Here is a 25778-nt window from a genome sequence, read left to right as displayed (position 1 = left end):
TGCGCCACCGGTTGCCGGGCCAATCCCGGCAATACGGGCGCGCTGGCATCTTACCGCGCGCCCGGTCCGTGTCAAGCAGCCAGGGCCAGTTTGGTACGAGGCGGCGCCACAGCGTCGATCGGCTCTTCGACCTTGAACACGCTGACTACTTCGGTCAGCGCCACCGTCTGCTCGCGCAGCGACTGCGCGGCGGCGGCGGCCTGCTCGACCAGCGCCGCATTCTGCTGGGTCGTGACATCCATTTCGGTAACGGCCTGGTTGACCTGGGAGATGCCCTGGCTCTGCTCGCTGCTGGCAGCGCTGATCTCGGTGATGATGTCCATCACGCCGCGCACGCTGGTCAGGATCTCGCCCATGGTCACGCCCGCTTCACCGGCCAGCCGGTCGCCGGTTTCCACACAGGCCACCGATTCACCGATCAGGTCCTTGATTTCTTTCGCCGCCGTGGCTGAGCGCTGCGCGAGAATGCGCACCTCGCCCGCCACGACCGCAAAGCCACGGCCCTGCTCGCCGGCGCGCGCCGCTTCGACCGCTGCATTGAGCGCCAGGATATTGGTCTGGAACGCGATGCTGTCGATAACGCCGATGATATCGGTGATCTTGCGCGACGACGCGCTGATCGAAGCCATCGTGCCCACCACCTGCTCGACCACCTGGCCGCCCTTGACCGCCACATCGCAGGCCGACACGGCCAGTACACTGGCCTGGCGCGCGTTGTCGGCGTTCTGGATGACGGTCGACGTCAGTTCTTCCATCGACGACGCCGTCTCTTCCAGCGCGCCGGCCTGGCGCTCAGTGCGCGCGGACAGGTCGAGATTGCCCTGCGCGATTTCGCCAGACGCCACCGCAATGGTCTCGGCGCCGCCCCGCACTTCGAGCACGATGCGCTGCAGGCTGGCCGACATGTCCTTCAACGCCATCAGCAACTGGCCCGTTTCATCGTTGCTGCGCACGGTGATCGCGGTGCGCAAGTCGCCCGCTGCCACGCTGCGCGCTGCCTCGACCGCTTCATCAAGCGGCCGCGTGATCGAGCGCGACACCAGCACGCCAGCGATGACGGCCACCACGGCGCCCAGCAGCATCAGGCTGTAGCTGAGCAGCGTGGCCCGCTTGCCCACCGCATCGGCCTCGGCCGCAGTGGCCAGGCTGACGGCCGACATCTTTTCTTCGGCCTGCACCAGCAGCTCGGCCGGGGCACGGTCCTTCCCCTTGACGGCGACATCGCCAGCGGCAGCATCGAAACCTGCCGCTTCGAAATCCTGGTAGCCACGGCGGAAATCCGCACCCATGGTCGCGTGCGCCGCGCCGAACTGCGTGACCAGCGTACGGACCTCGCCTTCCGGCATGGCGTCCAGCAAGGCCTTGACCTGTTGCGCCACTTCCGTTTCATTTTTCTGGAACGCGTTCCAGTATTTCACGCGTTCGCTTTCCTGCTTGCCACGCAGCAGGGTGTTCTTCCACTCCTGAACCTGCTTGCGGAAATGGGACAGCAATGCCTGCACCTGCTGCGCCTGGCCTTCGGTGACCACCGCCTGGCGGTAGGTATTGACCGAGCTGTTCATCTGCGCCATGCCGAAGAAGCCTGCGCAGGCGACGAGCAGGGTGACGGCGGCGAAACCCAGTGGTAATTTGCGACTCAATTTCATGGTGGACATCCTGAATATACGCACGACGCGCTTAAACGCAGTGTATATCCAAGCCCAACGCTTGAATCCATACAGCAATATTTTTGGACGATTTGGGATACAAACCCGCCGTTACGTCAGATTGACGCAACAGCCGGTTGGTTAGTGCTCGCTGTCTACAGCAAGACCATATTGTCGCGATGGATGAGCTCAGGGCCTTCGACGAAGCCCAGGATACGCTCGATCTCGGTCGACGAATGACGCATGATGCGCCGCACTTCACCGCTGGCGTAATTGGTCAGTCCGCGCGCCAGCGCCTTGCCCGCTTCATCGACACAGGTAACCACCTGGCCACGGCCGAACTCACCCTTGACGGCGATGACGCCGATCGGCAGCAGCGATTTGCCCTCGCGCGTGAGCTTGGCTGCGGCGCCGGCGTCGATGACGACTTCACCGGTCGTGTGCAGATGGTCGACCATCCACTGGCGGCGCGCCGTCAGGCGGCCGGTCGGGGCCAGCAATTGCGTGCCGATCGCTTCGCCATTGGCAAGACGGGTAAGGACATCCGGCTCGCGCCCCCAGGCAATGACGGTGTGCGCGCCAGAACGCGCGGCGCGCTTGGCCGCCAGTACCTTGGTCAGCATACCGCCGCTGCCGATGCTGCTGCCGGCGCCGCCCGCCATGCTTTCCAGTGCCACGTCACCGGCCTGGGCCTGTTCGATCAGGCGCGCATCGGGATGCTTGCGCGGGTCGCTCGAGTACAGGCCCGGCTGGTCGGTCAGGATGACGAGCGCATCGGCCTCGATCAGGTTGGCCACCAGTGCACCCAGGGTGTCGTTGTCGCCAAACTTGATCTCGTCGGTGACGACGGTATCGTTCTCGTTGATGATCGGGACCACCTTCAGGCGCAGCAAGGTGGTCAGCGTCGAGCGCGCGTTCAGGTAGCGTTCGCGGTCGGCCAGGTCGGCATGCGTGAGCAGCACCTGGGCCGTCTGCACGCCGTGCGCGCGAAAGCTCGTTTCATAGATTTGCGCCAGGCCCATCTGGCCGCAGGCGGCGCACGCCTGCAGTTCGTGGATGTCGTGCGGGCGCTTTGCAAAGCCCAGGCGCAACATGCCTTCGGCAATGGCGCCCGAGCTGACCAGGACGACGTCCTTGCCAAGGGCGCGCAGCGCGGCAATCTGGGATGCCCAGCGGGCAATGGCGGTATGGTCCAGCCCCCTGCCCTCGTCCGTGACGAGGGAGGAGCCGACCTTGACGATGATGCGGGAAGCTTGTTGGAGGGCGGAGTTCATGGCGACAGGAATTTTCCCCGCGGACGCAATGCGAGCAGGGAAAGTCCTGCCAGCAGTTCAACCGCGCAGACAGCGAATAATACCCCCGTGGGCAAGCCGATCGCGAAGGCCGCGGCAAGGCGGCCGGCCGGCTGGGCCAGGAGGAACAGGGCAGTCAGGTCGCCCAGGATCGGCTGGTCGCCGTGCCTGGCCGCCAACAGCGCCAACCCCGCGGTAGCGAGGCGGACGCCCACATAGATGGCGTAGAACTGGCTGTAGCCATTCACGCCAACGAGAAACAGGCCCATCGCCGACGCAATACGGTCGGGATCGAGCAATGCCGCCAGCGCGGCCAGCGAACTGACGGTCGCGACCAGCTGCAGCAGTTGGCCGCGCAGCCAGGCACGCGACCAGCTCAGGGGCTGAGGAGCGCTGCCGGCCAAGGGTCAGTCTTCGAGAATCTTGAAGCGTGGATCGTCCGGATCGATCGACGAAATGCCGCGCGCTTCTTCGGTCATCGCGGTTTCTTCGGCGCGGTGCTCGGCGTGGCGCTTTTCTTCGAGGTGCAGGTAGATCGCGTTGATCAGTTCCTGGCAACCTTCGCGGTTCAGCGCCGAAATCTCGAACACCGGACCCTTCCAGGCCAGGCGCTTGATCATGTCCTTGACGCGCTTCTTGCGCTCGGCTTCGTCGAGTACGTCAAGCTTGTTGAGTACGAGCCAGCGTGGCTTGTTCAGCAGCTCTTCGTCGTACTTTTCGAGTTCCTTGATCAGGGCCTTGGCTTCCTTGACCGGATCGATGTTGGCTTCGAACGACGACAGGTCGACGATGTGCAGCAGCAAGCCGGTGCGCGCCAAGTGACGCAGGAACTGGTGACCCAGGCCCGCACCTTCGGCGGCGCCTTCGATCAGGCCCGGAATGTCGGCCACGACAAAGCTTTTCTCGTGCGACACGCGCACCACACCCAGGTTCGGGTGCAGGGTGGTGAACGGGTAATCAGCGATCTTCGGACGCGCGTTCGAGACGGCGGTGATGAAGGTCGACTTACCGGCGTTCGGCATGCCCAGCAGGCCCACATCCGCAAGGACTTTCAGTTCCAGGCGCAACGTACGACGCTCGCCTTCCTTGCCTTCGGTCTTTTGACGCGGGGCGCGGTTGGTCGAACTTTTAAAGTGGATATTGCCCCAGCCGCCCTCGCCGCCTTTGGCGAGCAGTTCGGTCTGGCCATGTTCGGTCAGGTCGGCAATGATTTCGCCATTGACATCGTCGATGATGAGCGTGCCGACCGGCATGCGCATATAGATGTCTTCGGCACCCTTGCCGTAGCAATCCGAGCCGCGGCCCGGTTCGCCGTGCTTGCCGGTGTGGACTTTCGAATAGCGAAAGTCGACCAGCGTGTTGACGTTGCGGTCGGCAACCACAAAGATCGAACTGCCCGTGCCGCCATCGCCGCCGTCGGGACCGCCAAATGGGCGGAACTTTTCGCGCCGGAACGAGGCGCATCCGTTGCCGCCGTCGCCTCCGATGACTTCAATTTTTGCTTCGTCGATAAACTTCATGATTGTGACCGCTTAAAAACTAAAAAGGCCCTACCGTGGGCAGAGCCTTTCGATGGAAGGCTTGCGCCTTGCAAAGAAGCGCCGCTCGAAAGCGGCGCGAAATGCGCAATTACGCTGCGACTGCTTCCGCTGCTTCGTTAGCAACGACGGTCACGAATTGCTTCGAGCCCACGCCTTGCTTGACGAACTTGACGGTGCCAGTGACCAGCGCGAACAGGGTGTGATCCTTGCCCGTACCGACGCCGGTGCCGGCGCGCACTGGGGTGCCGCGCTGACGAATGATGATGCCGCCGGCATTGACTGCCTGGCCGCCGTAGACTTTCACGCCAAGGCGCTTGCTTTCTGAGTCACGGCCGTTGCGGGTAGTACCGCCGCCTTTTTTGTGTGCCATTTATTTACTCCTGGATGACGTTGCTGGGAACCGGAACGGGGATTAGCCGTTGATCGAAACGATCTGGATTTCGGTGAAGTTTTGGCGATGGCCCATACGCTTCTGGTAGTGCTTACGACGACGCATCTTGAAGATACGCACTTTGTCGTGGCGACCCTGCGAAACCACTTTCACCAGCACCGTTGCACCTTCGACCAGCGGAGCACCAAACTTGATGCTTTCGCCTTCGCCGAGGGCGAGGACCTGATCGATCGTGAGTTCGGAACCAATGTCTGCCGGTATCTGTTCTACTTTAAGTTTTTCACCAGCGACAACTTTGTATTGCTTGCCACCGGTTTTTATGACCGCGTACATGATTTGAAACCTCATCAAATGTTAAAAGAACCCCTCGGCGCGTCGTCCTGCGCTTGTGACGCTGAACTATTCTTAAGCCGGGGAACAGAGGATTATACATAAGTGCAGGCACTGCGTCAAAGGCATTCAACGCCCTGTTCACGGCGTGCATCGATGCCAGCGTAAGCCTGACCCGCCTTGCGGCGAATGCGTCCCCGTCAGCCCGACGGTTCCCCCTCCCATGACGTATAATCGCCCCACTCTTATAGTTAACCCAACGCTCACGCAGGTCAGCCTTGTCAGCCGCTACCCAACACGCCCAACAGAACACCATCGTCCAGTCGATCGCGCCCGATATGGAGGCCGTCAACACGGTGATCCGCCAGCGGCTGCATTCCGAAGTCACGCTGGTCAACCAGATCGCCGAGTACATCATCAGTGCCGGCGGCAAGCGCATCCGTCCGGTACTGGTACTGCTGCTGGCCAACGCCTACGGCTACCGGGGCACCGCGCACCACGAGCTGGCCGCCGTCGTCGAATTCATCCACACCGCCACGCTGCTGCATGACGACGTCGTCGACGAATCGTCGATGCGCCGTGGCCGCCAGACCGCCAACGCGCTGTTCGGCAACGCCGCCTCGGTGCTGGTGGGCGACTTCCTCTATTCGCGTGCGTTCCAGATGATGGTTGGCCTGGACAGCATGCGCATCATGCAGATCTTGTCCGACGCCACCAACGTGATCGCCGAAGGCGAAGTGCTGCAACTGCTGAACATGCACGATCCGGACGTCACCGAAGCGAGCTACCTGCTCGTGATCCGCTCCAAGACCGCCAAGCTGTTCGAAGCCGCAGCCGAACTGGGCGCGCTGATCGCCGGCGCGAATGATGCACAGATCGCGGCAGCCGGTGAATACGGCCGCTCGCTGGGCACCGCGTTCCAGCTGATCGACGACGTGCTCGACTACGCCGGCGACGCCGCCGAGATCGGCAAGAACCTGGGGGACGACCTGCGCGAAGGCAAGCCTACCCTGCCCCTGATCTGGCTGATGGAACATGGCACGCAGGAACAGCGTGAACTGGTGCGCAGCTGCATCGAGCAAGGCGATGAAGCGCAATTCGACGCCGTGCTGGCCGCCGTGACGTCAAGTGGCGCGCTCGACTACACGCGGGCGCAGGCCGAACAGGCAGCGCGCCGGGCGTCCGAAGCGATTGCCGGCTTGCCCGACAGCGTGTTCAAGAACAGCCTGCTGCAACTGAGCAGCTTCGCCGTTGACAGGAACCACTAAGCGCTTTTATATTACGACCATCCCGGGGTGGCTGTACGTACATCCCGAACCGTCGGGGTGTAGCTTAGCCCGGTAGAGCGCTACGTTCGGGACGTAGAGGCCGGAGGTTCGAATCCTCTCACCCCGACCAGACAACAAAAAGCCAGACGAGGCGTCAGCCGGTCTGGCTTTTTATTTGTCCATGCATGGATCAGTGGTCGTCCTGCGCGATACCGGGCCGCGTCACGTTGTGGTTGTCGTCATGCTGCGATTGCAGCGTTCACAGCATCAGAACCCGTTTCCTTCCGCAGCAATACACGCCATGGTAATACTGCGAATTTTTACCGCAAACGACACACCCGAATTCCGGCACGCCCGGCGGCTTCGATTTATACGCCTTGACCTCGACGCCATTGGCGTCCCAGGTCGTTCCCATCAATTCAAAGCCTGCGGCAGTGGCCTCAGATGCCGACGCCGCTTCATACGCCAGAAACAACACGGTTTCACGCTTTCTGGTGGCGCTGTATTCCGTCGCCCGTGCCTGCCATGAGGCAAAACTGTTCATCGTGTGCTGTCCTGGTCTGAAAGGTGGTCTGATGCGGGCGATCAGACACAAGCTGCCAGTCTACACCAGTGCCGTGACGCCGACGTTCAGGCGCCTGCCGCCGCCGACAAATTCAGCACCGTCGGCCACGCAAGAAAAGCCAGACCGGCAACCCGGTCTGGCTTTTTTATTGCCTGCCTTTCGGTATCAGGCCGCGATGCTGCTCATGCTGCTTATGGCGCGACGCCAACCGTGTGCTGCAGATTGTTGAACCCGGTCGATGCTTCCCAGGTGTTGCTGTTGGCCAGCTGGATCGCGTACTCCGGCCGGTCGCGCAGCGATGCCTGTGGATCCGGCAGGTTCAGCAGCACGGCGTAGGAACCGGCTGGCATATTGGCCGGCAGCGCCACGGTCTGGTTGATCGTCACGGTCTGGTTCGACAGCCAATGGCGCGGGTCCGTTGCCAGCTTGACCCGGTAGTTTGCGCCGCTCGCCGTGTTGCGCAGCACCAGTTCCACGTCGCGGCTGTTGAATGGCGCCGACCAGCCCTCGTTCTGCAGCTGCAGGTTGACGACGAAGCCGCCGCCCGGTTTTGCCGTGCGCGAGAACGCGCCGCTCTTGAGCACGAAGCGGTAGCCCAGTTTCTGCTTGACCTGGGTGAAGCAGCCCTGCGTTTTCCAGTTGTTCAGCACCGTCGTGTTGTAGTCCAGATTCAGATACGACCAGTGGAAGCGGCCCATTTCGGCAAGCGCGGTGGGGCAATCGCTGCGCGGCGGCGCGTAATTGCAGGTCTCGCCGCCCGACGGGACATAGTTCGTCTCGGCGGCCAGGTACGGGAACTCCACCGATGGATTGATGTAGGTGCCGTAGTCCGATGCGTTGGACAGGAAGCAATCGTTGTGGTGACCCAGGCGTGCCTTGGCCGAACCGTTGTAGGCCTCGCTCGCGGTCAGGGCGGTCGGGGTATACAGCTTGGTTTTGAACAGGGGCATACGCAACTGCACCATGCGTTCGGCGGGCACCACTTGCAGCAGCTTGTCGACCACCGATTTGCGGTCGGCAATGTTTTTGGCGGTCATGTTGTAGCTGTCGCCATAGTTGTTGGTGTTGCCCCACTCTCCCCACGCACCGATCAGGCCGGCCTGTACGACGGCGATGATGTCCTTGTTGGCCGTCAGGTACGGCGCCAGCTGTGTCAGGTGGGTGTTGACCATCGCCGGGGTCGCATCGACCGGCGAGTTGTTGTCGTTGTAGGCGAAGCGGATGATGGCTTTCAGGCCAGCCTTGCGCACCGTGTCCATCTGTTGCTGGAACAGATTGAGCGTGGACTGGCTGATCGGGGCATTGACGAAGCTGCGCAGATAGAACACGCACAGCATCAGCGATTCGCCGCCCGAGGTACGGAAGCTCGTCAGTTGCGATTGGCTCAGCGGTGTTTCACAGCCGACGTGGCGATAAAAGCCGCGTTCCGGGTTGGTGATCACCGCCGTGCTGGCCGTGTAGTTCACAGGGACCGTGGTGCCCGGGGTTGGCGTTGGCGTTGGCGTTGGCGTTGGCGTCGGCGTCGGGGTTGGCGTCGGGGTTGGCGTTGGCGTCGGCGTCGGCGTGGGCGTGGGCGTCGGGGTCGGCGTGGGCGTCGGGGTTGGCGTTGGCGTTGGCGTCGGCGTTGGCGTCGGCGTCGCCTTGATGATCGACAGTTTCAGGATCGGTGAGAGCTGTGCTGGCGGATCGGTCTGGGTAATGACGCTGATATCAGTGGCGCCGCCCAGGTCGGCACGGGTCACGGTCATCGTCGCCTCGTTATTGGCCCGCACGTACGGGACGGTTTTGACGAAGGTCCAGGCCCATGCGCCATTGCTGCCGCTGTAGCGATACAGACGGCCGTTCTCGACCATGTAGCCGGCGCCGACGCCGTTATAGGCATAACCGGTCGTGGTGACGGCGTCGTTATCGATGAACACGCGCACCCAGGTCGGCGTGCCCGCATAGCGGATGCGGATGCTGACATTGGCGCCGTCACTGCTTGCCGTCGTCGGCCCTGCAGTGATCATGGCTGACGCCATCGGCGCAGCGGCAGCAGCCGACATCAGCACCGGGCTGGAAATGAGTCCGGCGCACAGCAGTGCGAGTCCGACAGGACGACGGATGGAAGGGATGGAAGTGATGTGAACCTGTGACATTTGATAATCGCTTTATATAAAAATCCAACAACCGGCGCGTGACGATCCAGCCGCCGCTTGCAGCGCAAGTGGCAGGGAACATCCGCAGACAGAGAGCGTGACAATCCCGCTGCCGCCCGAATGGGCATGCAGGGATATCCGCAGGACCTGCTGAAAGGACTAGCTGTCTGAATGGTGATCAGCTAGTAACGGGGAAGCGCCGAGCAGGCGCTATGGTGGTCAACCGGCGACGAGAAGACAGATTTGTCTTCCCACTACATGACGCGAGAGAGCGCACACAGAAATCCCCTACCGGGTCTTCCGTGACTACAACAACGTGCTATCGATCATGGCATCTCCTAATTTCCTGGAATCAAGGAACCGTTTGAGTTTCCTCAAATCGATTGGTTCCAAGAATTAAAAAAAATTTTCCTTGAAAAAAAGTTCTGGAGTTCACTTTATGGCAAGTCGACCACGTGCATTGACTGGCAAAAGTTCAGCCCCAACCTTTGGCGTGTGTCAGAAAAGTGCCTCTTAAAAATTCAAACACTGGCGTTGGAGATGCCTTAAGCAAATAAGTTCCCAAAATATTTTTCTTCGAGAAAACTGAGACGATGCAACATTGCATCAAGTGCATTTATTTTGGAAATTTTGGACGTGACGCAGCCTCCGCAAGGTGGCGGCTGGCAAAGGATCGACCGATCGGGGAATGACAGAGGGTGTTACTGCTTCTGGCGCATCAGGAAGCTGCGTGGATCACTGCGCGGTCATGTCAACGTCAGCATCGACGCCTCGCACGTACGTCGACCCGGTGAACACTGCTTCCCAACTGCGCGATATTTTGGCCATCGAGAACCGCTCGCGCGCATCGACGGCGCGCTGCGCGAACGCTGCCCGTGCGCACGCGTCACGCATCAGGGTATCCAGCGCGGATGCCATGCCATCGACATCGCCTGGCGCCACCAGCAGACCATCGATTCCGTGGCGGATGATGTCGCGGGGACCGGTGTCGCAGTCAAAGCTCACCGCCGGCACGCCATGCGCCATGGCTTCGACCAGCGTATTCGGAAACCCCTCGAAATGCGAAGTCATCGCGTAGAGACTGGCCTGCGCATACCAGTCGCCGATATTGCCGACACTGCCCGGCAAGAACACGCGCTGTGCCAGTGCGCCGGCCTGAACCTGCGCCGTCAACGCAGCACGCTGCGGCCCCTCGCCGAGAATGACGAGATCCCAGTCCGGGTGCGCGGGTGCCAGTCGGGCAAAAATCGCAATCAGGGTCGTGAAGTTCTTCTCTTCGCTGAGCCGCCCGACGCCCAGCAGGACCTGCCGGCCGGGCGCGCATGAGATCGCGGGACTGACCTGCGGTGCATGCTGCGACAACGGCCACACGACAGGGTTCGGAATCACGGGAACGCGTCGTGCGTGCGAATGGTGTTCGAGCCAGTGTGCGCATTCGTGGGTCAGCGCGACGACGGCGTGCAAGTGGCCATAAGTATGACGCCGCAATGTCTCCCAGATCACGCCCATCGGCGCCTTGGGCGGAAAATTGTGCTCGGAGCCGACCGTGCGCACGCCAGGCAGTCCTCGCGCCGCCAGCGCCAGCACCACATTGGCCGTGTGCATGGCAGACAAGACCACAGTGGGCTGCACGTCGCGCAGCACCCGACGCAGTGCGCGTGCGCGCCGTACCGTTCGCACGACACCGGCCAGCACGCCTTTGCCGTGGCCGGTGAGGTCGAGGCAGTGGCGCCCCACGCCAGGATCCAGCACATAGAAATCACACGCCCGGGGGGCCACGGTCACCACCGTGACGGCCCAGCCGAGCGACGCCCAGTAGTTGGCCAGGTTGGCGACCACACGTTCGGCGCCGCCATTTTCGAGGGAGTGAATATAAATCAGCAAGCGCATCGTCGACCATCGCCTCCGGGTTTCATTGCACCAGCAGCAGCATGTGGCCGGAACGCGCCTGCTGCGCCAGGTTACGATCAAGGCAGACCGTGCCGGGCGCGGTGCTCGCCGATGGATTGGCTACGACGCGGCCATCGAAGTTGCCGCTGATCGTGCCGTGCAGCGCGATCGCGTCCCATACCCGGGCAGTGGTTGCCTTGACAAAGCGGGCTTCGTGGTCGAACAGGAACAGGATCGTGGCGGCACCGGCACCGGCACCGGCATCTGCATCGGCAGTGGCGAGATGGACCGTGGCGTCGACATTGCGCATCGCGCCGCCAGGCTCATCGCCCTGGTGGTAGAAGTGCACGTAGCTGTCGTGGATGCCCGCGCCCGAGGCCGCGAGCGTGACCCGGACGTTCTCCACATTGCCCACGCTCGCGCCACCACAGATCAGCGCGATCAACCCATTGCTGCCAGGCCAATGCGCCGTGCTGGACACCGTCATGCGGATGTCGGCATTGCGCAGCGCAGACGCGATGATGCCCCGCCGTACGTTGTGGCACACCAGGTCAACATCGACGTTTTCCCTGATAAAACTGGCGCCGACACCGTAATACGCCTGGCGCACTTCGCCGTGCACACGAATATTCGACAGAAAGCGCTGCGTGGCAGCGTTGTTATGCGACGAGAGCAGACTCACGACCCGTTCGGCGTAACAATCGACCATCGTGAAGTCACGGCTAGGCTGATCCGCCTGCAGGCCGACGCACACCATGCCGCGCCAGTCGGTCCGGGGATCGAATCCGGCATCGGTGAAACTGGCACCGGCAATCGTGACGTTCTGGAAATTGAAAAAGTAAAACAGATTGGGCATGACATTGGCTGCCGTCGTGACCATAAACAGGGCGCCGTAGGCCGAGATGGCGATGTCACGCGCGCCGCGGCACAGGACAAGCGTGGCGGCGTCGGCACACTGGCCGAAATCGTAGATGCCGCGCGGGACGAACAAGGTGCCGCCGCCCTGCCCGGCCAGATCGGCCAGCGCATGGCGAAACGCCAGCACCAGTGCTGCCGCCCGCGCGCCAGGCACACCGCCGTAGTCGGCCAGGCTGACGGTGGACGGTGGCACCAGAGCGGCCCTGATACCCCCCACCTTGCTGCGTCGTGGCTGGAACCCCGTCGCATCGCCAAGGGGGGCCGGCAACAGCGCCGCCGCTGCGCCCAGGGCGGCGCCACGCAGCAGCAAGTGACGCCGCTTTGTTGACAGGCGCTTCATCTGGTCACCATGCGGCACAGCGTCACTTGCGGCGCTGCAACAGGTAGAACGACCTGGACACGAGCCGGGCCCACGGCGCGTGCTTGTGCTGGTGCACCAGATGCTTGGCCGAGCGGATGCTGGCAGCCAGCGTGACGCCGATCGCATGGCCGATATGGCGCAGCAGCTTCGCGGACGAACGGTAGACATGCACTTCGTCCATGTCGAACGGCACGCCCAGCAAGCGCTCCTTGAAGGTGAACACGCCCCCGCCCAGATAGAACCTGGTTCCGCCGCGCACGATGCTTTCGCAGATCGTCAGGTAGACGCACAATTTGCCAAGCCCGAATTTTTCATACTGCGGGTCGTAACCCATGGCGTCGCCGAAGAAGCTGGTGCCCACCTGATAATTGACGGAGCCGGCGCAGATGCGGCCGTCGATCAGGATCACGTGCACGAACCCGCACACCCTTGCCAGCCGGACAAGCCGCGCCACGTCGTAGAAAAACACGGCCTCACCGGCATTGATCTTTCGTTCGCTCAACGCCACGATTGCCCGGATATGGTCTTCGTCGATGTCGTCGTTGACGAAAAAGCGCGACTGGAACGACGGGAAGTGGCGCCGGATACCATTGCGGCCCTGGTGGATGCTGGCGCGCGTGGACTTGCCGATGCGCGCCGTGTAGGCCTCGGGCGTGGCGGGCAGCGTGATGACATAACTGCCCTTGGCCCGGTATTGTTGCACCGGGAACGGGAGCTCTCGGGCCCGGGTCTTGAGCGCCTTGAAACTGATGACGTCGATCTGCGGAAAATGCGCGAAGACATACGCCACGAAGCGCGTCATCTCGGCCTGCCCGATCTCGATCATTTCGTTGATGACGTCGATCCGGTGACCGCTGAACGTAAACAGCAAGACCGTGCTGGGTGCGCCGGCACAATGGGCCAGGTAACAACTGGCACCTTCGATCGACCTGAACACCTTGAAGAATGCCAGGGACGAATGCAGCGAAGCGTAGGTCGTCACCAGCGCCTCTTCGACACCGGCCGGAATCTGCCCGACGTGGCAGGTGATGCTGTCGGCAGGGGAACTCAATGCGCTTGCATGCATGGCGGTTGCTCCTGTTGGGGGTTGAGCGGGCTGAAACCACAGCGCGCCAGGCTTTCGTCGAGTTCAGCGGAGAGGCTGCCGTGGTAATGAATTGCCGCATGCGGATCGCGGCGGCGGACGTCCTGCACGACGCCTGCGATAAACCCTTCGACCAGATCGGACTGCCGGCATTGCCGATGCACGTACAAGCCAGACAGGACGATGGCGGCGCCCGCCGTGTCGTCTCTGGCCCAGCACAACAGGCCAAGCCGGTTGTCCCGGACCAGACTATAGACATGCTCGGCGCGCTCCATCCGCTTCATGACCGCGTTCATGAACGCGCAGTACGCCCATTGCGTACCACCGGCGTCAAATTGCAGCACGTCAGGCACGCTGTCCCGGGACGGCAGCAGCGTGCATGCGCCCGCGCGGGAAGGCCCGGGGCGAAGGATGCGCGAGACGGCGGCGGGGCGTACCCGACGCTGTCGCCACCCGGCGGCAAGGCGCGCCGGGCGCCACGTGCGAACGCGTTGCACGATCGCGAGCAGGTCATGGTGGCGCAAGCCGGCTCTGGTCGCCAGTGACTTGGCGGCGGCTACCAGGCCCTGGCGCGCCGCCGTTAGCAGAAAGCTGCGCAGGTCGCGGTGGACCGTTAGTGCCGAAACATGATCGTGGCCGGTCGCGAAATGCTCCTTGTACCCATCCCCGCCCGGCGTCAGGTCGAGCAACGGCATCTGCTGCGCCGCGAGATGCACGCCCAGCATGGCCAACAATAAATTGCCTGGTGAGTGAGCGGCGGTGGCCGGGTGATAGGTATTGATCCCCAGGTGCACGGCGCGGCCCGCGCTCAAGAGGCCGATGTGGGACGCGGCAATTTCGCCGTCCACCGTGAGCACCGTCACGTGCAGCAGCCCACGCCGATGCAGTGCGATATAAAACCGTTTTTTTGCCGCATCGAGTGCAAATGGCCTTGCCCGGAACAGCGCCGCCTGCCTGAAATCGTACTGGTCGCAGATGGCATCGACCACGCGCAAAAAATGGTCATGCCCGGTGATCTGCTCGAACCGCACCGCACCCAGCCGGCCCAGGCGATTGACGTTCTGCCGGTGATTTTTTTTATTGCGCTGCCGGTGCATCGCGACTGCATCGATCTGCATCAGTGGCCGGCGCACGCTGCGCAGCGTGCACCACCGGCCCGCAGCGCGCGCTTCATCACGCCACGCATCGAGCCAGGACAGCGGTGTGCCTGCCGGCAGGTAGCGCAGCGTGAGTTCTGCGCGCGGCAAGTGCGCGCGGATGGCGCACAGCGCAGCCGTGATGAACGCTGCGCCAGCCTCCGGGGGCTGCAGCCAGCTCTGGTATTCGGCGTGTCGCTCGCCGGCGCCAGTGAGGCGCTGGCCCTTCTCGTCCAGAGCCAGTGTCAACAGGCCGACCAGCGCGCCGTCGTCGGTTTTCTGAAGCACGACCACAGGCACGAACAGCGCCTGGTACACCTCGTACCAGGGCACGACAAAATCCGGATGCTGGCACGAAGTCGCCCACGGGCATGCGGCATGCAGCGCCATCCACGCTGTCATGAACGTCTGCGCGCGGATGTGTTCCAGTGCGGCGGGGCCGGTCAGCAGATGCAGCGTCATGTCAGACTTGCGCCGTGGTTTCGAGGCCCTGCACGGCGTGCGCCTGCGCATTGGCTTCAATCTGTCGCAGCGCGTGCAGGTAGCGCGCGATCACGACGTTTTCGTCGAACTGCGCGACGACCTTGGTCCTGCCAGCCTGCCCCATGGCCAGGTGCTGCGCGGGCGTGAGGCTCACCATCTGAACCATTTTGGCGGCCAGGTCGCCCGCATCCTTTACTTGGCACAGCAAGCCGTTGGCCTGATGCTCGACGATATCCTTGCAGCCGGCCACATTGGTGGCGATGATCGGGCGCGCCATGGCCGCCGCCTCGAGCAGCGTGTGCGGCACGCCTTCGCGGTACGACGGCAACACGACGCAATCGGCACGTGCCAGGTAGGGCCGGACATCGTCGGCCTCGGTCAGGTACTCGATCAGCCCACTGCTGGCCCAGCCCGCGATCCGTTCGAACGGGATCGAATTCGGATTGTGTGCATCCACCGGCCCCAGCAGCTGGAACTGCACCGCCGGCAATTGCTGACGCACGATGCGCGCCGCAGCGACGTATTCCTCGACACCTTTATCCCGCAGCATCCTGGCCACCAGCAAGAACCGAAACGGAGCCGCTGCAGGTTGCTGCGCCGGACACGGCTGGAAGTGCTGCAAGTCGATCCCGGAGCCGGGTAATACTTCCACCACGCCAGGCCGCGTCAGGCCCGCGTCGACGAACAGCTTGCAATCGTCGGCATTCTGGAAGAATACCCGATGCGATCGCCTGAGCGAGCTGCGGTACAGCCGCTTGACGAGACACGTCAGCAGGGAGTTGTTGATGAAGGTCGCGCCAAGGCCGGCGATATTGTTGATGACCGGAATACCGAGTCCATGCGCCGCAATCGATCCATAGATGTTCGGCTTGATCGTGTAACCCAGGTAGGCCAGCGGACGCACCGATTGCAACACACGCCAATACTTGACCAGGAGCGACAAGTCGCGGCTGGGACTGGTGCCGTTGTTGTCCATCGAAACAGTCTTGAAGCGACAGCCGAGCGAGGCCAGCCGGGGTGCATAGGCGTCGGCGGGTGCCATCACCATGACCTCGTACCCTTGCGCGATCAGGGCCTTGACCAGGCCGGCGCGAAAATTATGGATATTCCAGGCGGTATTAACCGAAATAACGATTTTCTTGTTCATGGTGTACATCCTCAGGAAAGTCGGCGCAGTTCACGAGGCCCAGTTCGCCAGCGTGCAGGGCGATGCCACGGCTGGCGTCGGCGGACAGCGCAGCGCAGCGTCGCCCGCGTCACTGTGCGGGGCGCCCTGCTGTTCGAGCCACGACTGGAACATCAGGACATCCCACAGGTGGTATTGCCAGTTGCGCTGGCCACTGAGGTGTTCGCGCCAGCGCGTGCGCAGCAGCACGGGATCGAAGAAGCCTTCGCTGCGCAGCCGCGGCTCGGCCAGCAGCGTGTCGGCCCAGTCACGCAGCGGGCCACGCAGCCAGTCGCCGATCGGCACGCCAAAGCCCATCTTGGGCCGCTCGATCAGTGCTTGCGGCACGTAGCGATACAACACTTGCCGCAGCGCCCACTTACCCACCCCATCGCGCAATTTCAGCGCGCGCGGCAGCCGCGCGGCGAACTCGACCACGCGGTGGTCCAGGAACGGCACCCGCGTTTCGAGCGACACGCTCATGGCGGCCCGGTCGACCTTGACCAGGATGTCGTCGGGCAGATAGGTCAGCGTATCGAGCGCCATCATGCGTTCGACACTCCCGAGCCCGGCCAGTGCCGGCGCGCCGCCGCGCAGCAATGTCGCCGGTTCGTGCCCACCGATCACGAGCGCAGCCGGGTCGTCCCAGTGCGACACCAGGCCCAGGTACACGGCGTCGAGCGAGGCGCTGGCAATGACCTGGGCGCCTTTATGCAGTTTGTCGCCCGTGTTGGCAAAGCGCATGGCACGTGGCAACCATGGCCCCAGCGTGCGCGCCAGCCGGTTCCAGGATGCGACCGGCACCCGCGTGATGCCCCGGGCGGCGAGCCGGCGCACGGGCAACGGTGCCATGCTGATCGACTTCCACAGATGCGCCGCGAAGCCATAGCGGGTATAGCCACAAAACAATTCGTCGCCGGCATCCCCCGACAGCGACACCGTGACGTGCCGGCGCGCCAGCTGGGACACGAGGAATGTGGGAATCTGGGATGAGTCCGAAAACGGTTCGTCGTACATCGATGGCAGCCGTGGAATAACGGACTGGGCCTGCGCGGCCGTCACGTACAGCTCGGTGTGATCGGTACCGAGATGACGCGCCACGGCTTTCGCATGCGGCGCCTCGTCGAAGCCTTGCTCGTGGAACCCGATGGAAAAGGTCTGCACCGGACGCGTTGATCTGGCCTGCATCAGTGCCACGATCGTCGACGAGTCGATGCCGCCGGACAGGAACGCACCCAGCGGGACGTCGGCCATCATCTGGGCGCCGACGGCATCCCTGAGCAAGGTGTCGAGTGCATCGACTGCCTGAGCTGGCGTGCCGGCAAACGGCGTGGCCAAACCCGCCGTCCACTGCTGCGCGGCCGACCAGTACCTGTGCAGCACCGGCTCCGGACGCGCCGCCGAAACGTTCAGCAGGCAGCCCGGCAGCAGCTTGGCGATGCCGCGATAGATCGAATACGGCGCCGGTACATAGCTGTGCCGCAGCTGCAGGCACAGCGCCGCGCGGTCGATGTCGGCAGCCCATGCCGGGTGCGCGCGCAGGGCCTTGAGTTCGGAGCCGAACAGAAACATCGCACCGTCCCCCCGGCCCTGCCAGCCGTAATACAGGGGCTTTTCGCCGACGCGGTCGCGCCCCAGTGTCAGCACGCCCGTCTGGCGGTCCCAGACGGCAAAGGCGAACATGCCGATGGCGCGTTCCACCGTGGCAGCGATGCCCCAGGCATCGAAACCGGCAAGCAGCGTTTCGGTGTCGGAGCGGCCACGCCATCCGCACACCCCGGAACTCGCCTCAAGCTCGCGGCGGATGCCCAGATGGTTATAGATTTCGCCGTTAAAGACCAGCATGAAGCGGCTCGAGCACGAGCGCATCGGCTGTTGGCCGGCTGGTGACAGGTCGATGATCGCCAGGCGCCGGTGCCCCAGAGCGATGCCATGCTCACCATCACACCAGTAGCCGGCATCGTCGGGGCCGCGATGGTCAATCGCGTCGGTCATGCGCCTGAGCCAGCCGATCTGGTCGGTCGCCGGTGCAGCAGCAGCTGCCAGAAAACCAGTGAATCCGCACATTAGCGTTCCCCTTTTGTCATGATGCCTTCGTAAATGCGCTCGAAGCGCTCCCGCACGCAGGCCATCGTGTATTCGGCGCCGATCCGCGCCCTGGCCTGCTGCCCCATCTGCCTGCGATGCGCGGCATCCAGCGCGACCAGGCCCGCCACGCCCTGCGCGAGCGCGTCGGGATTGGCCCGCGGCACCAGCACACCGGTGCCTGCCATCAGCACCGCAACATCGCCGACATCGGTCGCCACGCACGGCAAACCCATCGCCATCGCTTCGCCAACCACGTTGGGAAAGGCCTCGGTGCGCGAGGACAGGCAAAAGATGTCCATGGCAGACAGGCATATGGCAACATCGGTCCGCTCGCCCAGCAAGACGAAGCGCCCGGCATACCCCGTGGCATCGATCCAGCGCATCAGCTCGGTGTTGGCTGCATCCACGTTCTTGCCGATCATCAGAAAGCGCAGCCGTGGGTCGCGGCTGGCAAGCTGGCCGGCGGCCGCGACGAAGTTGGCGTAATCCTTGTCGAGGTTGAAGCGCCCGAGCGTGCCCAGCACGACATGGTCGGCCGCGAAGCCGCAGCGCGCACGCAGCGCAGCGCGCCCGTCATCGCCCGGGGTCAGCGCCGACAGATCGAAACCATTGCCCACCACCACCATACGGCTGGCATCGTAGCCAAGCAGGGAATGGGAGCGTCGCGCCGCTTCTGCCACGCACACGATGGTGTGCGGCACCCAACGCGACAACACTGCGCACAGGTGGCGCACGAGCGCGGTGCTGCGCGCGGAGCCGCCGTCGACATCGGTCGTGCGAATGCCCCAGATGACATTGCGGTTGCCGGCGAACCGGGCCGCCAGGCCACCGAGAAAATCGGCGTGATAGAGCCAGGTCTGGACGATATCGGGACGCATCGCGCGCATCAGGCGCACCAGTCGTACGAGGTCGATGACGGGCGTACGCCGCACATCAAGCACGACCAACGTGATGTCGGACGCGGCAAAACGCGGGTACATGCCGCCACCGGGGGTGAGGACGATGACCGTATGCCGGTAATCGCTGTCGCGAAACGCCTGGATGAGACGGTACAACGCCATCTCGGCGCCTCCCACCGCCAGGCCGGTGATCACATGCAGGACGTGGCGTGTCATGACTGCCCCCATGCGTCCGATCCAGTGGGTGTTGCCTGGGGTATTACCTGGGCAAAATCGGCCATGCAATGGCTTTGCATCCCATGGGTGTCGGCCAGGCGCCGGTAGTGCTGCAGCAGCACCTCGAGTTGCGCCAGATTTTCGTCCAGGTTCACGCCAAAATTGTGTGGATGCCACCACAGGTGAAAAATACTGCCCTCCCGCGCTGCCAGCGCCATCCCCTGCTTCAGGCGACGCAGACGCAGTGGCAACAAAGCACGGTGCCGGCGCGACCATGGATAGAGAAATTGACTCCCCGGCACATTCACAAGAGCACCGTGCGAATGTGGGCGCACTGTCCTCTTGCCGCTCAGGGGCAGGCAGGCATCGGCAAAGCGCACCGCGCGACCGGCAACGCCACCGACCACGGCGTCGCCATGGCGGTACAACGGATGCTGCGCATTGCCGCGATACACCTGAATCGCCGACTGCGCCAGGATGGGCAAAAAAGCGGCGACAATCTGGTTGCGTGGCAGTACCGCGCTACGCAAGCTGGCGCCCATGCCGGCCGCCACTGACTGGGCGCATGCCAGATCCGCTGCAAACTGCGCCGGTGATGCACCCGCTTCGTTGCAATAGAAATGGCCATACGTGTGCGTCCCCAATTCTTGCCCCTGCGCCGCCAGAATTTGCTCGACCAGTGGCCGCGCAAAGAACAGCTGCGGATAGCTGCGCACGACCTGGTCCATGCCATAGGGCGACAGGGCGCCGCGCGCATAGCCCGGCAACAGCGCCGGACGGGTGGCGCGCCAGTCAGCGTAATTGCGGCACATGATCATGCCGACCGTCGCCCACGTGACCCGCATGCCATAGCGCGCGAACAAGGCCAGCAGCCGGGGCACGGCTTCCCATTCGCCCAGCACATTGCGCCCGTAGGCAGCAATTGTCTGCGTATCGGCGACGCCCCAGAACAGCTCGAAGTCGAGCGAAATGACGAATTTTGCAGAAGCCATGGTTGAATACGAAGAGCACGTCTCAAGCGATGCGGTGTGTGCGTGCAGGTGCACGCGTGATGTGAAATCGGCCGGGCCGGTCGCGTTGTGGCACGCTGCACGGCGTTCCCTTTCAGCGAAAGCGCGCCGTGAGCTGCCCGGGCCAGGGTATCGATGCGCTCACCGTCGCGCGGCCCGGCATGGCACACACCAGCGCGAAGGTGGCCAGCCAGTACGAAGCAGCATCGAGCATCTGGTGCGTGAATAGCGACATGAACGCAAACAGAAATGCCATTGCATAGCGCAATCCCTGATCGCTGAAAAACAGGCTTTTACACAGCATGATGAGCATCCATCCCCATAATAAAATGCCGTAGACGCCATATTCGGCTGCCAAAAGAAGCAGCTGGTTATGCGTGCTTCCCCGGTGCCGCCAAAAATGCGTTGCGCCAGCACCTGCGCCAAATAAAGGGTTTTGGAGAAATAAATCCCAGCCCGCCTGAATCACATCCGCGCGTTCTTCGGAACTATCATCATCGAAGGTAAAGCTGGAGAAGAAGTTGAGCCTTGACAGAATATTGTTCGCTGCGTCTTCGAATTCGTCCCTTGACGATATATAACTTTCAAAGCTGCCGATAAAGACGAGAAGTATTCCCAATGCAATACCCAGCGATATGCACGCTGATTTCGGCAATGTTTTCTTATATATAAAGAGCCCCAGCAACACCAACCACGCGATAATGGCGGCACGGGAAAATGTGGTCAGAATGGCGATTCCGGCCAATAAAAACAACGGCATGCGATAGCGGCGCCCGAGCACTGCAAAGCCGAGTACGAGAATATGCAGTATGGCTTCACCGGCCAGGTTCGGATTGATGAACATTGCTGCTGCCCGGCCGAGAACTGCACCACTCAGATCCACCGGATACAATAACCCGGGGTTGGCAAAATCGACAATGACGGCGCACGGTACGCTGATCATCAGAACAAGCATGATCCGCAAATACGTTCTCGCGGGCGAGATATGGGCGACAAATCCTAGAAACAGGGCAAACAGAATATATTGCGCGCGCGTTGCGATCATGGAGCGCCTGGCTTCGGCGTGCATATCGATGAACGCTGCACCGCCCACATCGGCACTGGCGTGGAATGCAGCCAGATGAATCATGTTCAACAAGAATAAGAGCAGCGCCCACAAGGCAAATGGCGACATCAGGTAATTGCCAAGTGCCTGCCACCGCAGGAGTATCAGCGGCACGATAAATGCAAAGATGCCGAAATAAATAAATTTCGGCAGCAAACCTGCATCGAGAACATATAAATAGATCGGCAGGTTGGCGTACATCGCACCGAGCGCCACCGCCATCAACAGCGTGTGATAGCGGATGAAAAACCGGCTGTCAGTACGTGGCGGCGACTGGACCGCACGACGTTCGAGCAGCCTCGACAGAGTACCGGTGACAGGTTCATGGCGCATCGGCTGTGCCTCCCATCGCCGTACTGAGATTGCCTGCATGGCTGCCTGTATGGCTGGCTGTGTGGGTGCCTTCGCTGGCCGGCGCCTGACTGCCGCACAGATCCAGGAACAGCGTTTCCCACATCTGCCCGATCTTCTCGATCGAAAAGCGCTCCCTCGCCTGCGCCGCATGGGCCGCCAACTGGCCACGCAATATGGCGTCGCCCATCACACGCCCCAACGCGTCGGCCAGCGCTACGCTATCGTTCGGCGGTACCAGGAGGCCGTCGATGCCATGCCGGACGATATCGCGCGGCCCGGTATCACAATCGACGCTGACCGCAGGTACCCCGTGCGCCATGGCCTCGGCCAGAACGTTGGGAAAACCTTCGGACAGCGAGGTCAGCGCAAACAGATCAGCCTGGCCATACCACTGCGCGATATTGCCGGCCACGCCGGGCATGGCCACACGCTGCGCCAGTCCCAGGCGACTGATCGTCGCTGCCAGGCGGGCACGCTCGGGGCCCTCGCCGAGAATGACCAGATCCCAGTCGGGGAACACGCCTGCCAGGCGCTGGAAGGCGCGAATCAGGGCGTCGAAATTTTTCACGGGTTCGAGGCGACCCACGGCAAGCAGGCGTTTGCGCTGTGCATGGCACAGCTTGGCCAGACTGCGCCGCGGCGGATTATCCGGGAGCGGCCAGGCGATGGCATTGGGAATGACGACAACCCGCGACGCCGAGGTACGCGTTTCGATCCAGTGCGCGCACTCGCCAGTCAATGCCACCATCGCCGACAGCCGGCAGTACTGGGTGCGGCGCAGGCCGTGCCAGAGGCGACCGATCGGCGCATGTGGCGGGTAGCACCGCTCCGAACCGATTGTGCATAGTCCCGGCAACGACCGGCTGGCAAGGGCCAGCAGCACATTTGGCGTGCTCATCATCGCAAGCGCAACGTGCGGGCGCAGACTGCGTAACAGGCGCCGCAGCGCCACCACGCGCCGCACGTTTTGCCACAGGCCATGGAGCGCATGGCGACTGTCCCCGGCCAGATGCAGCGATATACGCATGATCCGGCGGTCAAGCGGGTAAAAATCGGCACTGACCGGCGCCAGCGTGACAATGGTCACCTCGCGGCCCTGGCCCGCCCAAAAATTGGCCAGGGTGCAAGCGGCGCGCTCGGCGCCGCCCGCGGCCAGGCTATGCATGAGCAAAAGAATTTTCATTCGATGCGCTCCATCGCTCACGCACATGGCGCAGGGCACTGCGGTGACAGCCGGCGCCGGAGCACCAGCCAGAAAAACGACGCGTTCAGACCGTACACCACCATCGCCGCCAACGCGATGCCGTTGACGCCAAAACGCGGCACCAGCAACAGGTTGCCGATCACCTTGCCGCCACAACCGATGACGCCGGACCAGAAAATCAGGCCATGGCGGCGCTGGCTGAGCGCATAACTCACCAGCACCATCGCCGAAAAATAAAAGGGCAACTGCGGCAAGCCGTAGCGCAGCACTTCGGTGACCCGCGCCGTGTCGGTGGCATCGAACTGGCCCCGCTCGAACAGAACCCGTATCGCCCACGGCGCGCTCAGATAGCTCAGCAGCATCACGACGACCCCGCCCGCGAACATCAGGCGTGCCCACGACACGGCGACGCGGTAGACGTCCCCGGTCGCGTCGGCGCCGGCCTGCGAAAACACCGGCAGCGTCGCGCGTGAGACGGCGATGGCAGCCAGGCCAAGAATCAGCGACAGCAGGCGGTTCGCGTAGCCCAGCATGGCAAGTGCCCCTGTGCCAAGGCCGACAGCATAGAACTGGTCGATGATCACGGTGAAGCTCATGAAGGCCTGGCCGGCGAGCATGATGCCGAAGCCTTGCCAGAACCATTGCCAGTGAGCAGAGTTTCTGGTGAAGACGGGCGCGGCAAGTTCATGGCGCGCCGTCACGGGTACCAGCAGCGTGAGCAGGTGAACGACGCAGCCGGCAAGCGTGCCCCACACCAGCGGGCCGATCCCGCCGCTGGTGAACGTCAGAACCGCTGCCGCAATGAACAGCGTCGGCACGCATTCGAGCAGCGTGCCCACGTGGCGCTGCGCCGCCAGCAGCCACGCCGACAGCAGCGCGACCAGCAGGCCGAGCGGCAGCATCATGAGCATGCCGGGAAGCGCCGTCGCGGCAAGCTGCGCCGAATGCGCCGGCAAGCCACTCCGGTCGAACCGCAACATGGCGCCGATGCCCAGCCCGCCCAGCAGCGCCAGCGCCATGCCGAGCATGAGTGTGAAGCCGGCCAGTTCAGCGCGAAAGCGCGGGATTGCCTGCGGATCGGATACGCGCATGCGCGCCACCAGGGGCACCAGAACCGCCGTCAGTACGCTGGCCCAGATGCCGAGCGGCCAGGACACCAGGTTATACACAAACTGGTAAGCATCGACCTCAGCCGAGAGGCCGTAGCGGTAGGCGACGACCATTTCCTTCACCGCGCTCATCAGCTTACCGAGCAAGGTGAACAGCGCAACGGTCAGCATCCCCCGAAAAATCGCGAGATGTTGCGGATCGGCGATGCGGCACCGTGTACCGAGCATATTGAGCAGGCTCACTTGCGCCTCTCGCCGCGGCCATGCGGCATCGTCAGCGCAGGCTGGACATGCTTAACCGGCGTGAGCATGGTTCACACCTGCGCTTGCGGCAGCATCCGCGATGCTATCGAAGGTGATATCGGAGGCGCCCGCCGAGGTGACACCAGCGGTGACACGAGTGGTGAGATCTGCGCTGACACCAGCACTGGCAATGACGCCGTCAGCCGCGCCTTCAGTAACGCCTTCAGAAGCACCTTCAGGAGTACCTTCAGTACCGCCCTCAATAACGCCGTCAACAACGTCCGCGCCCGGTGCCAGATTGTGAAGGTGTTCGAGATACCACGGCACAGCCGCCTCGAGGCCGGCATTGATGCGGTACGCCGGCGCGTACCCAAGTTCGCGCATGGCCTTGCTGACGTCTGCCTGCGAATGGTGCACGTCGCCAGCGCGGAACGCGGTGTAAAGCGGCGCCATAATTGCGGTCACGCCGTGCGTACCGAGAATGGTTTTGAGACACGCGAACAGCTGGTTCAGTGTCGTCGCATCGTTCACGGCCACGTTGTAGACCGCACTGCCGGCAGCGACCGGTGCCATCGCGGCCAGCAGGTTGGCTTGCACCGCATTGTCGACATAGCAGAAATCCCGGCTCGTGCTGCCGTCGCCATGGATCTGCACCTGGCGACCTGCCATCATCGCCGCGATCCACCTGGGAATCACGGCGGCATAGGCGCCATCGGGGTCCTGCCGCTTGCCGAACACGTTGAAGTAGCGCAGACCCACGGTGCGCAACCCGTAGCAACGGAAAAACACGTCTGCATACAGTTCGTTGACGTACTTTGTCAGCGCATAGGGCGACAGTGGCTTGCCGATGCGCTCTTCTACCTTGGGCAGGCCGGGGTGGTCACCATAGGTCGAACTGGACGCCGCATACACGAACGACGTGATCTGCGCATCGCGCGCAGCGACCAGCAATTGAAGAAAGCCGTTGATATTGGTGTCATTGGTGGCAACCGGATCTGCTATCGAGCGCGGCACCGAGCCCAGTGCGGCCTGGTGCAGGATCTTGTCGACGCCGGCGACGGCATGCCGGCACATGTACGGATCGCGAATATCGCCCTGCATGAACGTGAAGCGCTGCCACTGACTGGCGGTCACGAGACTGCGCACTTGATCCAGGTTACGCTGAAAGCCAGTCGACAGATTGTCGAGACCAACGACGGTCTGATCGAGCTTCAACAGCGTTTCAAGCAGATTGGAACCGATAAAGCCCGCACAGCCGGTGATCAGCCACCGCCGGGGATGCGCGCGCAGCGCCGTCTGGATCGTGTCGTAGTTGTGCATGACCTGTTCCTGTCAGAGTGGC

At 62.9% G+C, this 25778-nt stretch carries 20 protein-coding genes, 1 tRNA gene and 1 pseudogene; 2 read left to right on the top strand and 20 right to left on the bottom strand.

Going from position 1 to position 25778, the window contains the following annotated elements; all coding sequences use genetic code 11:
• Positions 1-71: 71 nt before the first annotated feature.
• The 6 genes from AC56LY_RS01995 to rplU form a co-directional block, all read right to left on the bottom strand.
• On the bottom strand, positions 72-1646 hold the full coding sequence (locus AC56LY_RS01995; RefSeq protein ID WP_499576097.1) for a methyl-accepting chemotaxis protein: 1575 nt from the start codon (positions 1644-1646) through the stop codon (positions 72-74).
• Between the two features lie 155 nt (positions 1647-1801).
• Positions 1802-2920, bottom strand: coding sequence for a glutamate 5-kinase (gene proB, locus AC56LY_RS01990; protein ID WP_499576095.1), 1119 nt, complete (start codon positions 2918-2920; stop codon positions 1802-1804).
• Positions 2917-3342 carry a hypothetical protein gene (locus AC56LY_RS01985; RefSeq protein ID WP_499576093.1) on the bottom strand — a complete coding sequence of 142 codons (426 nt, stop codon included), beginning with the start codon at positions 3340-3342 and terminating at the stop codon, positions 2917-2919. Before AC56LY_RS01985 ends, proB begins: the two co-directional genes overlap by 4 nt.
• A 3-nt stretch (positions 3343-3345) precedes the next feature.
• Entirely contained in the window at positions 3346-4458 is a 1113-nt protein-coding gene (cgtA, locus tag AC56LY_RS01980; protein WP_183549345.1) for an Obg family GTPase CgtA, read from the bottom strand.
• A gap of 109 nt (positions 4459-4567) precedes the next feature.
• Positions 4568-4849, bottom strand: a complete 282-nt coding sequence (gene rpmA / locus AC56LY_RS01975; protein WP_183549343.1) for a 50S ribosomal protein L27 — start codon at positions 4847-4849, stop codon at positions 4568-4570.
• A 42-nt stretch (positions 4850-4891) separates the two neighbouring features.
• Positions 4892-5203 carry a 50S ribosomal protein L21 gene (gene rplU / locus AC56LY_RS01970; protein ID WP_183549341.1) on the bottom strand — a complete coding sequence of 104 codons (312 nt, stop codon included), beginning with the start codon at positions 5201-5203 and terminating at the stop codon, positions 4892-4894.
• 335 nt (positions 5204-5538) lie between these two features.
• On the opposite strand from rplU, the gene ispB reads away from it, so the two are divergent.
• Positions 5539-6468 (top strand): octaprenyl diphosphate synthase, encoded by a 930-nt coding sequence (ispB, locus tag AC56LY_RS01965; protein WP_499581915.1) that lies wholly within the window; start codon positions 5539-5541, stop codon positions 6466-6468.
• A 53-nt stretch (positions 6469-6521) separates the two neighbouring features.
• Positions 6522-6598 (top strand) — tRNA-Pro (locus AC56LY_RS01960).
• Positions 6599-6727: 129 nt separating this feature from the next.
• Here the strand turns inward: AC56LY_RS01960 and AC56LY_RS01955 are convergent.
• The 14 genes and pseudogenes from AC56LY_RS01955 to AC56LY_RS01890 form a co-directional block, all read right to left on the bottom strand.
• On the bottom strand, positions 6728-7012 hold the full coding sequence (locus tag AC56LY_RS01955; protein ID WP_499576091.1) for a hypothetical protein: 285 nt from the start codon (positions 7010-7012) through the stop codon (positions 6728-6730).
• A 212-nt stretch (positions 7013-7224) separates the two neighbouring features.
• Positions 7225-9042: a DUF4832 domain-containing protein gene (locus AC56LY_RS01950; RefSeq protein ID WP_499576088.1), complete on the bottom strand. Its 1818-nt coding sequence runs from the start codon at positions 9040-9042 to the stop codon at positions 7225-7227.
• Between the two features lie 864 nt (positions 9043-9906).
• Positions 9907-11061 carry a glycosyltransferase family 4 protein gene (locus AC56LY_RS01945; RefSeq protein ID WP_499576086.1) on the bottom strand — a complete coding sequence of 385 codons (1155 nt, stop codon included), beginning with the start codon at positions 11059-11061 and terminating at the stop codon, positions 9907-9909.
• Positions 11062-11083: 22 nt separating this feature from the next.
• The gene (locus AC56LY_RS01940; protein ID WP_499576083.1) at positions 11084-12319 is read right to left on the bottom strand and encodes a hypothetical protein; all 1236 of its coding nucleotides are present in this window, start codon (positions 12317-12319) and stop codon (positions 11084-11086) included.
• 22 nt (positions 12320-12341) lie between these two features.
• The gene (locus AC56LY_RS01935; RefSeq protein ID WP_499576080.1) at positions 12342-13406 is read right to left on the bottom strand and encodes a GNAT family N-acetyltransferase; all 1065 of its coding nucleotides are present in this window, start codon (positions 13404-13406) and stop codon (positions 12342-12344) included.
• Complete coding sequence (locus tag AC56LY_RS01930; protein WP_499576078.1) at positions 13388-15022, bottom strand: GNAT family N-acetyltransferase; 1635 nt, start codon at positions 15020-15022, stop codon at positions 13388-13390. The genes AC56LY_RS01935 and AC56LY_RS01930 overlap by 19 nt, the downstream gene beginning before the upstream one ends.
• A gap of 1 nt (position 15023) precedes the next feature.
• Positions 15024-16190 carry a glycosyltransferase family 4 protein gene (locus tag AC56LY_RS01925; RefSeq protein ID WP_499576075.1) on the bottom strand — a complete coding sequence of 389 codons (1167 nt, stop codon included), beginning with the start codon at positions 16188-16190 and terminating at the stop codon, positions 15024-15026.
• Positions 16191-16220: 30 nt separating this feature from the next.
• Positions 16221-18275 carry an asparagine synthase (glutamine-hydrolyzing) gene (asnB, locus tag AC56LY_RS01920; protein ID WP_499576072.1) on the bottom strand — a complete coding sequence of 685 codons (2055 nt, stop codon included), beginning with the start codon at positions 18273-18275 and terminating at the stop codon, positions 16221-16223.
• Positions 18275-19411: a glycosyltransferase family 4 protein gene (locus AC56LY_RS01915; RefSeq protein ID WP_499576069.1), complete on the bottom strand. Its 1137-nt coding sequence runs from the start codon at positions 19409-19411 to the stop codon at positions 18275-18277. Before AC56LY_RS01915 ends, asnB begins: the two co-directional genes overlap by 1 nt.
• The gene (locus AC56LY_RS01910) at positions 19408-20403 is read right to left on the bottom strand and encodes a polysaccharide deacetylase family protein (protein WP_499576067.1); all 996 of its coding nucleotides are present in this window, start codon (positions 20401-20403) and stop codon (positions 19408-19410) included. The genes AC56LY_RS01915 and AC56LY_RS01910 overlap by 4 nt, the downstream gene beginning before the upstream one ends.
• 112 nt (positions 20404-20515) lie before the next feature.
• Positions 20516-21859: an O-antigen ligase family protein gene (locus tag AC56LY_RS01905; protein WP_499576064.1), complete on the bottom strand. Its 1344-nt coding sequence runs from the start codon at positions 21857-21859 to the stop codon at positions 20516-20518.
• Positions 21849-23063 carry a glycosyltransferase family 4 protein gene (locus AC56LY_RS01900; protein ID WP_499576062.1) on the bottom strand — a complete coding sequence of 405 codons (1215 nt, stop codon included), beginning with the start codon at positions 23061-23063 and terminating at the stop codon, positions 21849-21851. The genes AC56LY_RS01905 and AC56LY_RS01900 overlap by 11 nt, the downstream gene beginning before the upstream one ends.
• Positions 23064-23080: 17 nt before the next feature.
• On the bottom strand, positions 23081-24436 hold the full coding sequence (locus AC56LY_RS01895; RefSeq protein WP_499576059.1) for a lipid II flippase MurJ: 1356 nt from the start codon (positions 24434-24436) through the stop codon (positions 23081-23083).
• Positions 24437-24739: 303 nt separating this feature from the next.
• Positions 24740-25756, bottom strand: a pseudogene (locus AC56LY_RS01890) (SDR family oxidoreductase); the annotation flags it as partial.
• Positions 25757-25778 lie beyond the last annotated feature (22 nt).

Source organism: Telluria sp. ZT3P25 (assembly GCF_059685895.1).
Note: the sequence above shows the minus strand (reverse complement) of the source record. Positions and strands in the feature narration are given on the sequence as shown.

Bases quoted from the DNA above. Each gene is read 5' to 3' on its own strand.
- AC56LY_RS01995 (WP_499576097.1), bottom strand. From the start codon at position 1,646: ATGAAATTGAGTCGCAAATTACCACTGGGTTTCGCCGCCGTCACCCTG.
- proB (WP_499576095.1), bottom strand. From the start codon at position 2,920: ATGAACTCCGCCCTCCAACAAGCTTCCCGCATCATCGTCAAGGTCGGC.
- cgtA (WP_183549345.1), bottom strand. From the start codon at position 4,458: ATGAAGTTTATCGACGAAGCAAAAATTGAAGTCATCGGAGGCGACGGC.
- rpmA (WP_183549343.1), bottom strand. From the start codon at position 4,849: ATGGCACACAAAAAAGGCGGCGGTACTACCCGCAACGGCCGTGACTCA.
- rplU (WP_183549341.1), bottom strand. From the start codon at position 5,203: ATGTACGCGGTCATAAAAACCGGTGGCAAGCAATACAAAGTTGTCGCT.
- ispB (WP_499581915.1), top strand. From the start codon at position 5,539: ATGGAGGCCGTCAACACGGTGATCCGCCAGCGGCTGCATTCCGAAGTC.
- AC56LY_RS01955 (WP_499576091.1), bottom strand. From the start codon at position 7,012: ATGAACAGTTTTGCCTCATGGCAGGCACGGGCGACGGAATACAGCGCC.
- AC56LY_RS01950 (WP_499576088.1), bottom strand. From the start codon at position 9,042: ATGATCACTGCAGGGCCGACGACGGCAAGCAGTGACGGCGCCAATGTC.
- AC56LY_RS01945 (WP_499576086.1), bottom strand. From the start codon at position 11,061: ATGCGCTTGCTGATTTATATTCACTCCCTCGAAAATGGCGGCGCCGAA.
- AC56LY_RS01940 (WP_499576083.1), bottom strand. From the start codon at position 12,319: ATGAAGCGCCTGTCAACAAAGCGGCGTCACTTGCTGCTGCGTGGCGCC.
- AC56LY_RS01935 (WP_499576080.1), bottom strand. From the start codon at position 13,406: ATGCATGCAAGCGCATTGAGTTCCCCTGCCGACAGCATCACCTGCCAC.
- AC56LY_RS01930 (WP_499576078.1), bottom strand. From the start codon at position 15,022: ATGACGCTGCATCTGCTGACCGGCCCCGCCGCACTGGAACACATCCGC.
- AC56LY_RS01925 (WP_499576075.1), bottom strand. From the start codon at position 16,190: ATGAACAAGAAAATCGTTATTTCGGTTAATACCGCCTGGAATATCCAT.
- asnB (WP_499576072.1), bottom strand. From the start codon at position 18,275: ATGTGCGGATTCACTGGTTTTCTGGCAGCTGCTGCTGCACCGGCGACC.
- AC56LY_RS01915 (WP_499576069.1), bottom strand. From the start codon at position 19,411: ATGACACGCCACGTCCTGCATGTGATCACCGGCCTGGCGGTGGGAGGC.
- AC56LY_RS01910 (WP_499576067.1), bottom strand. From the start codon at position 20,403: ATGGCTTCTGCAAAATTCGTCATTTCGCTCGACTTCGAGCTGTTCTGG.
- AC56LY_RS01905 (WP_499576064.1), bottom strand. From the start codon at position 21,859: ATGCGCCATGAACCTGTCACCGGTACTCTGTCGAGGCTGCTCGAACGT.
- AC56LY_RS01900 (WP_499576062.1), bottom strand. From the start codon at position 23,063: ATGAAAATTCTTTTGCTCATGCATAGCCTGGCCGCGGGCGGCGCCGAG.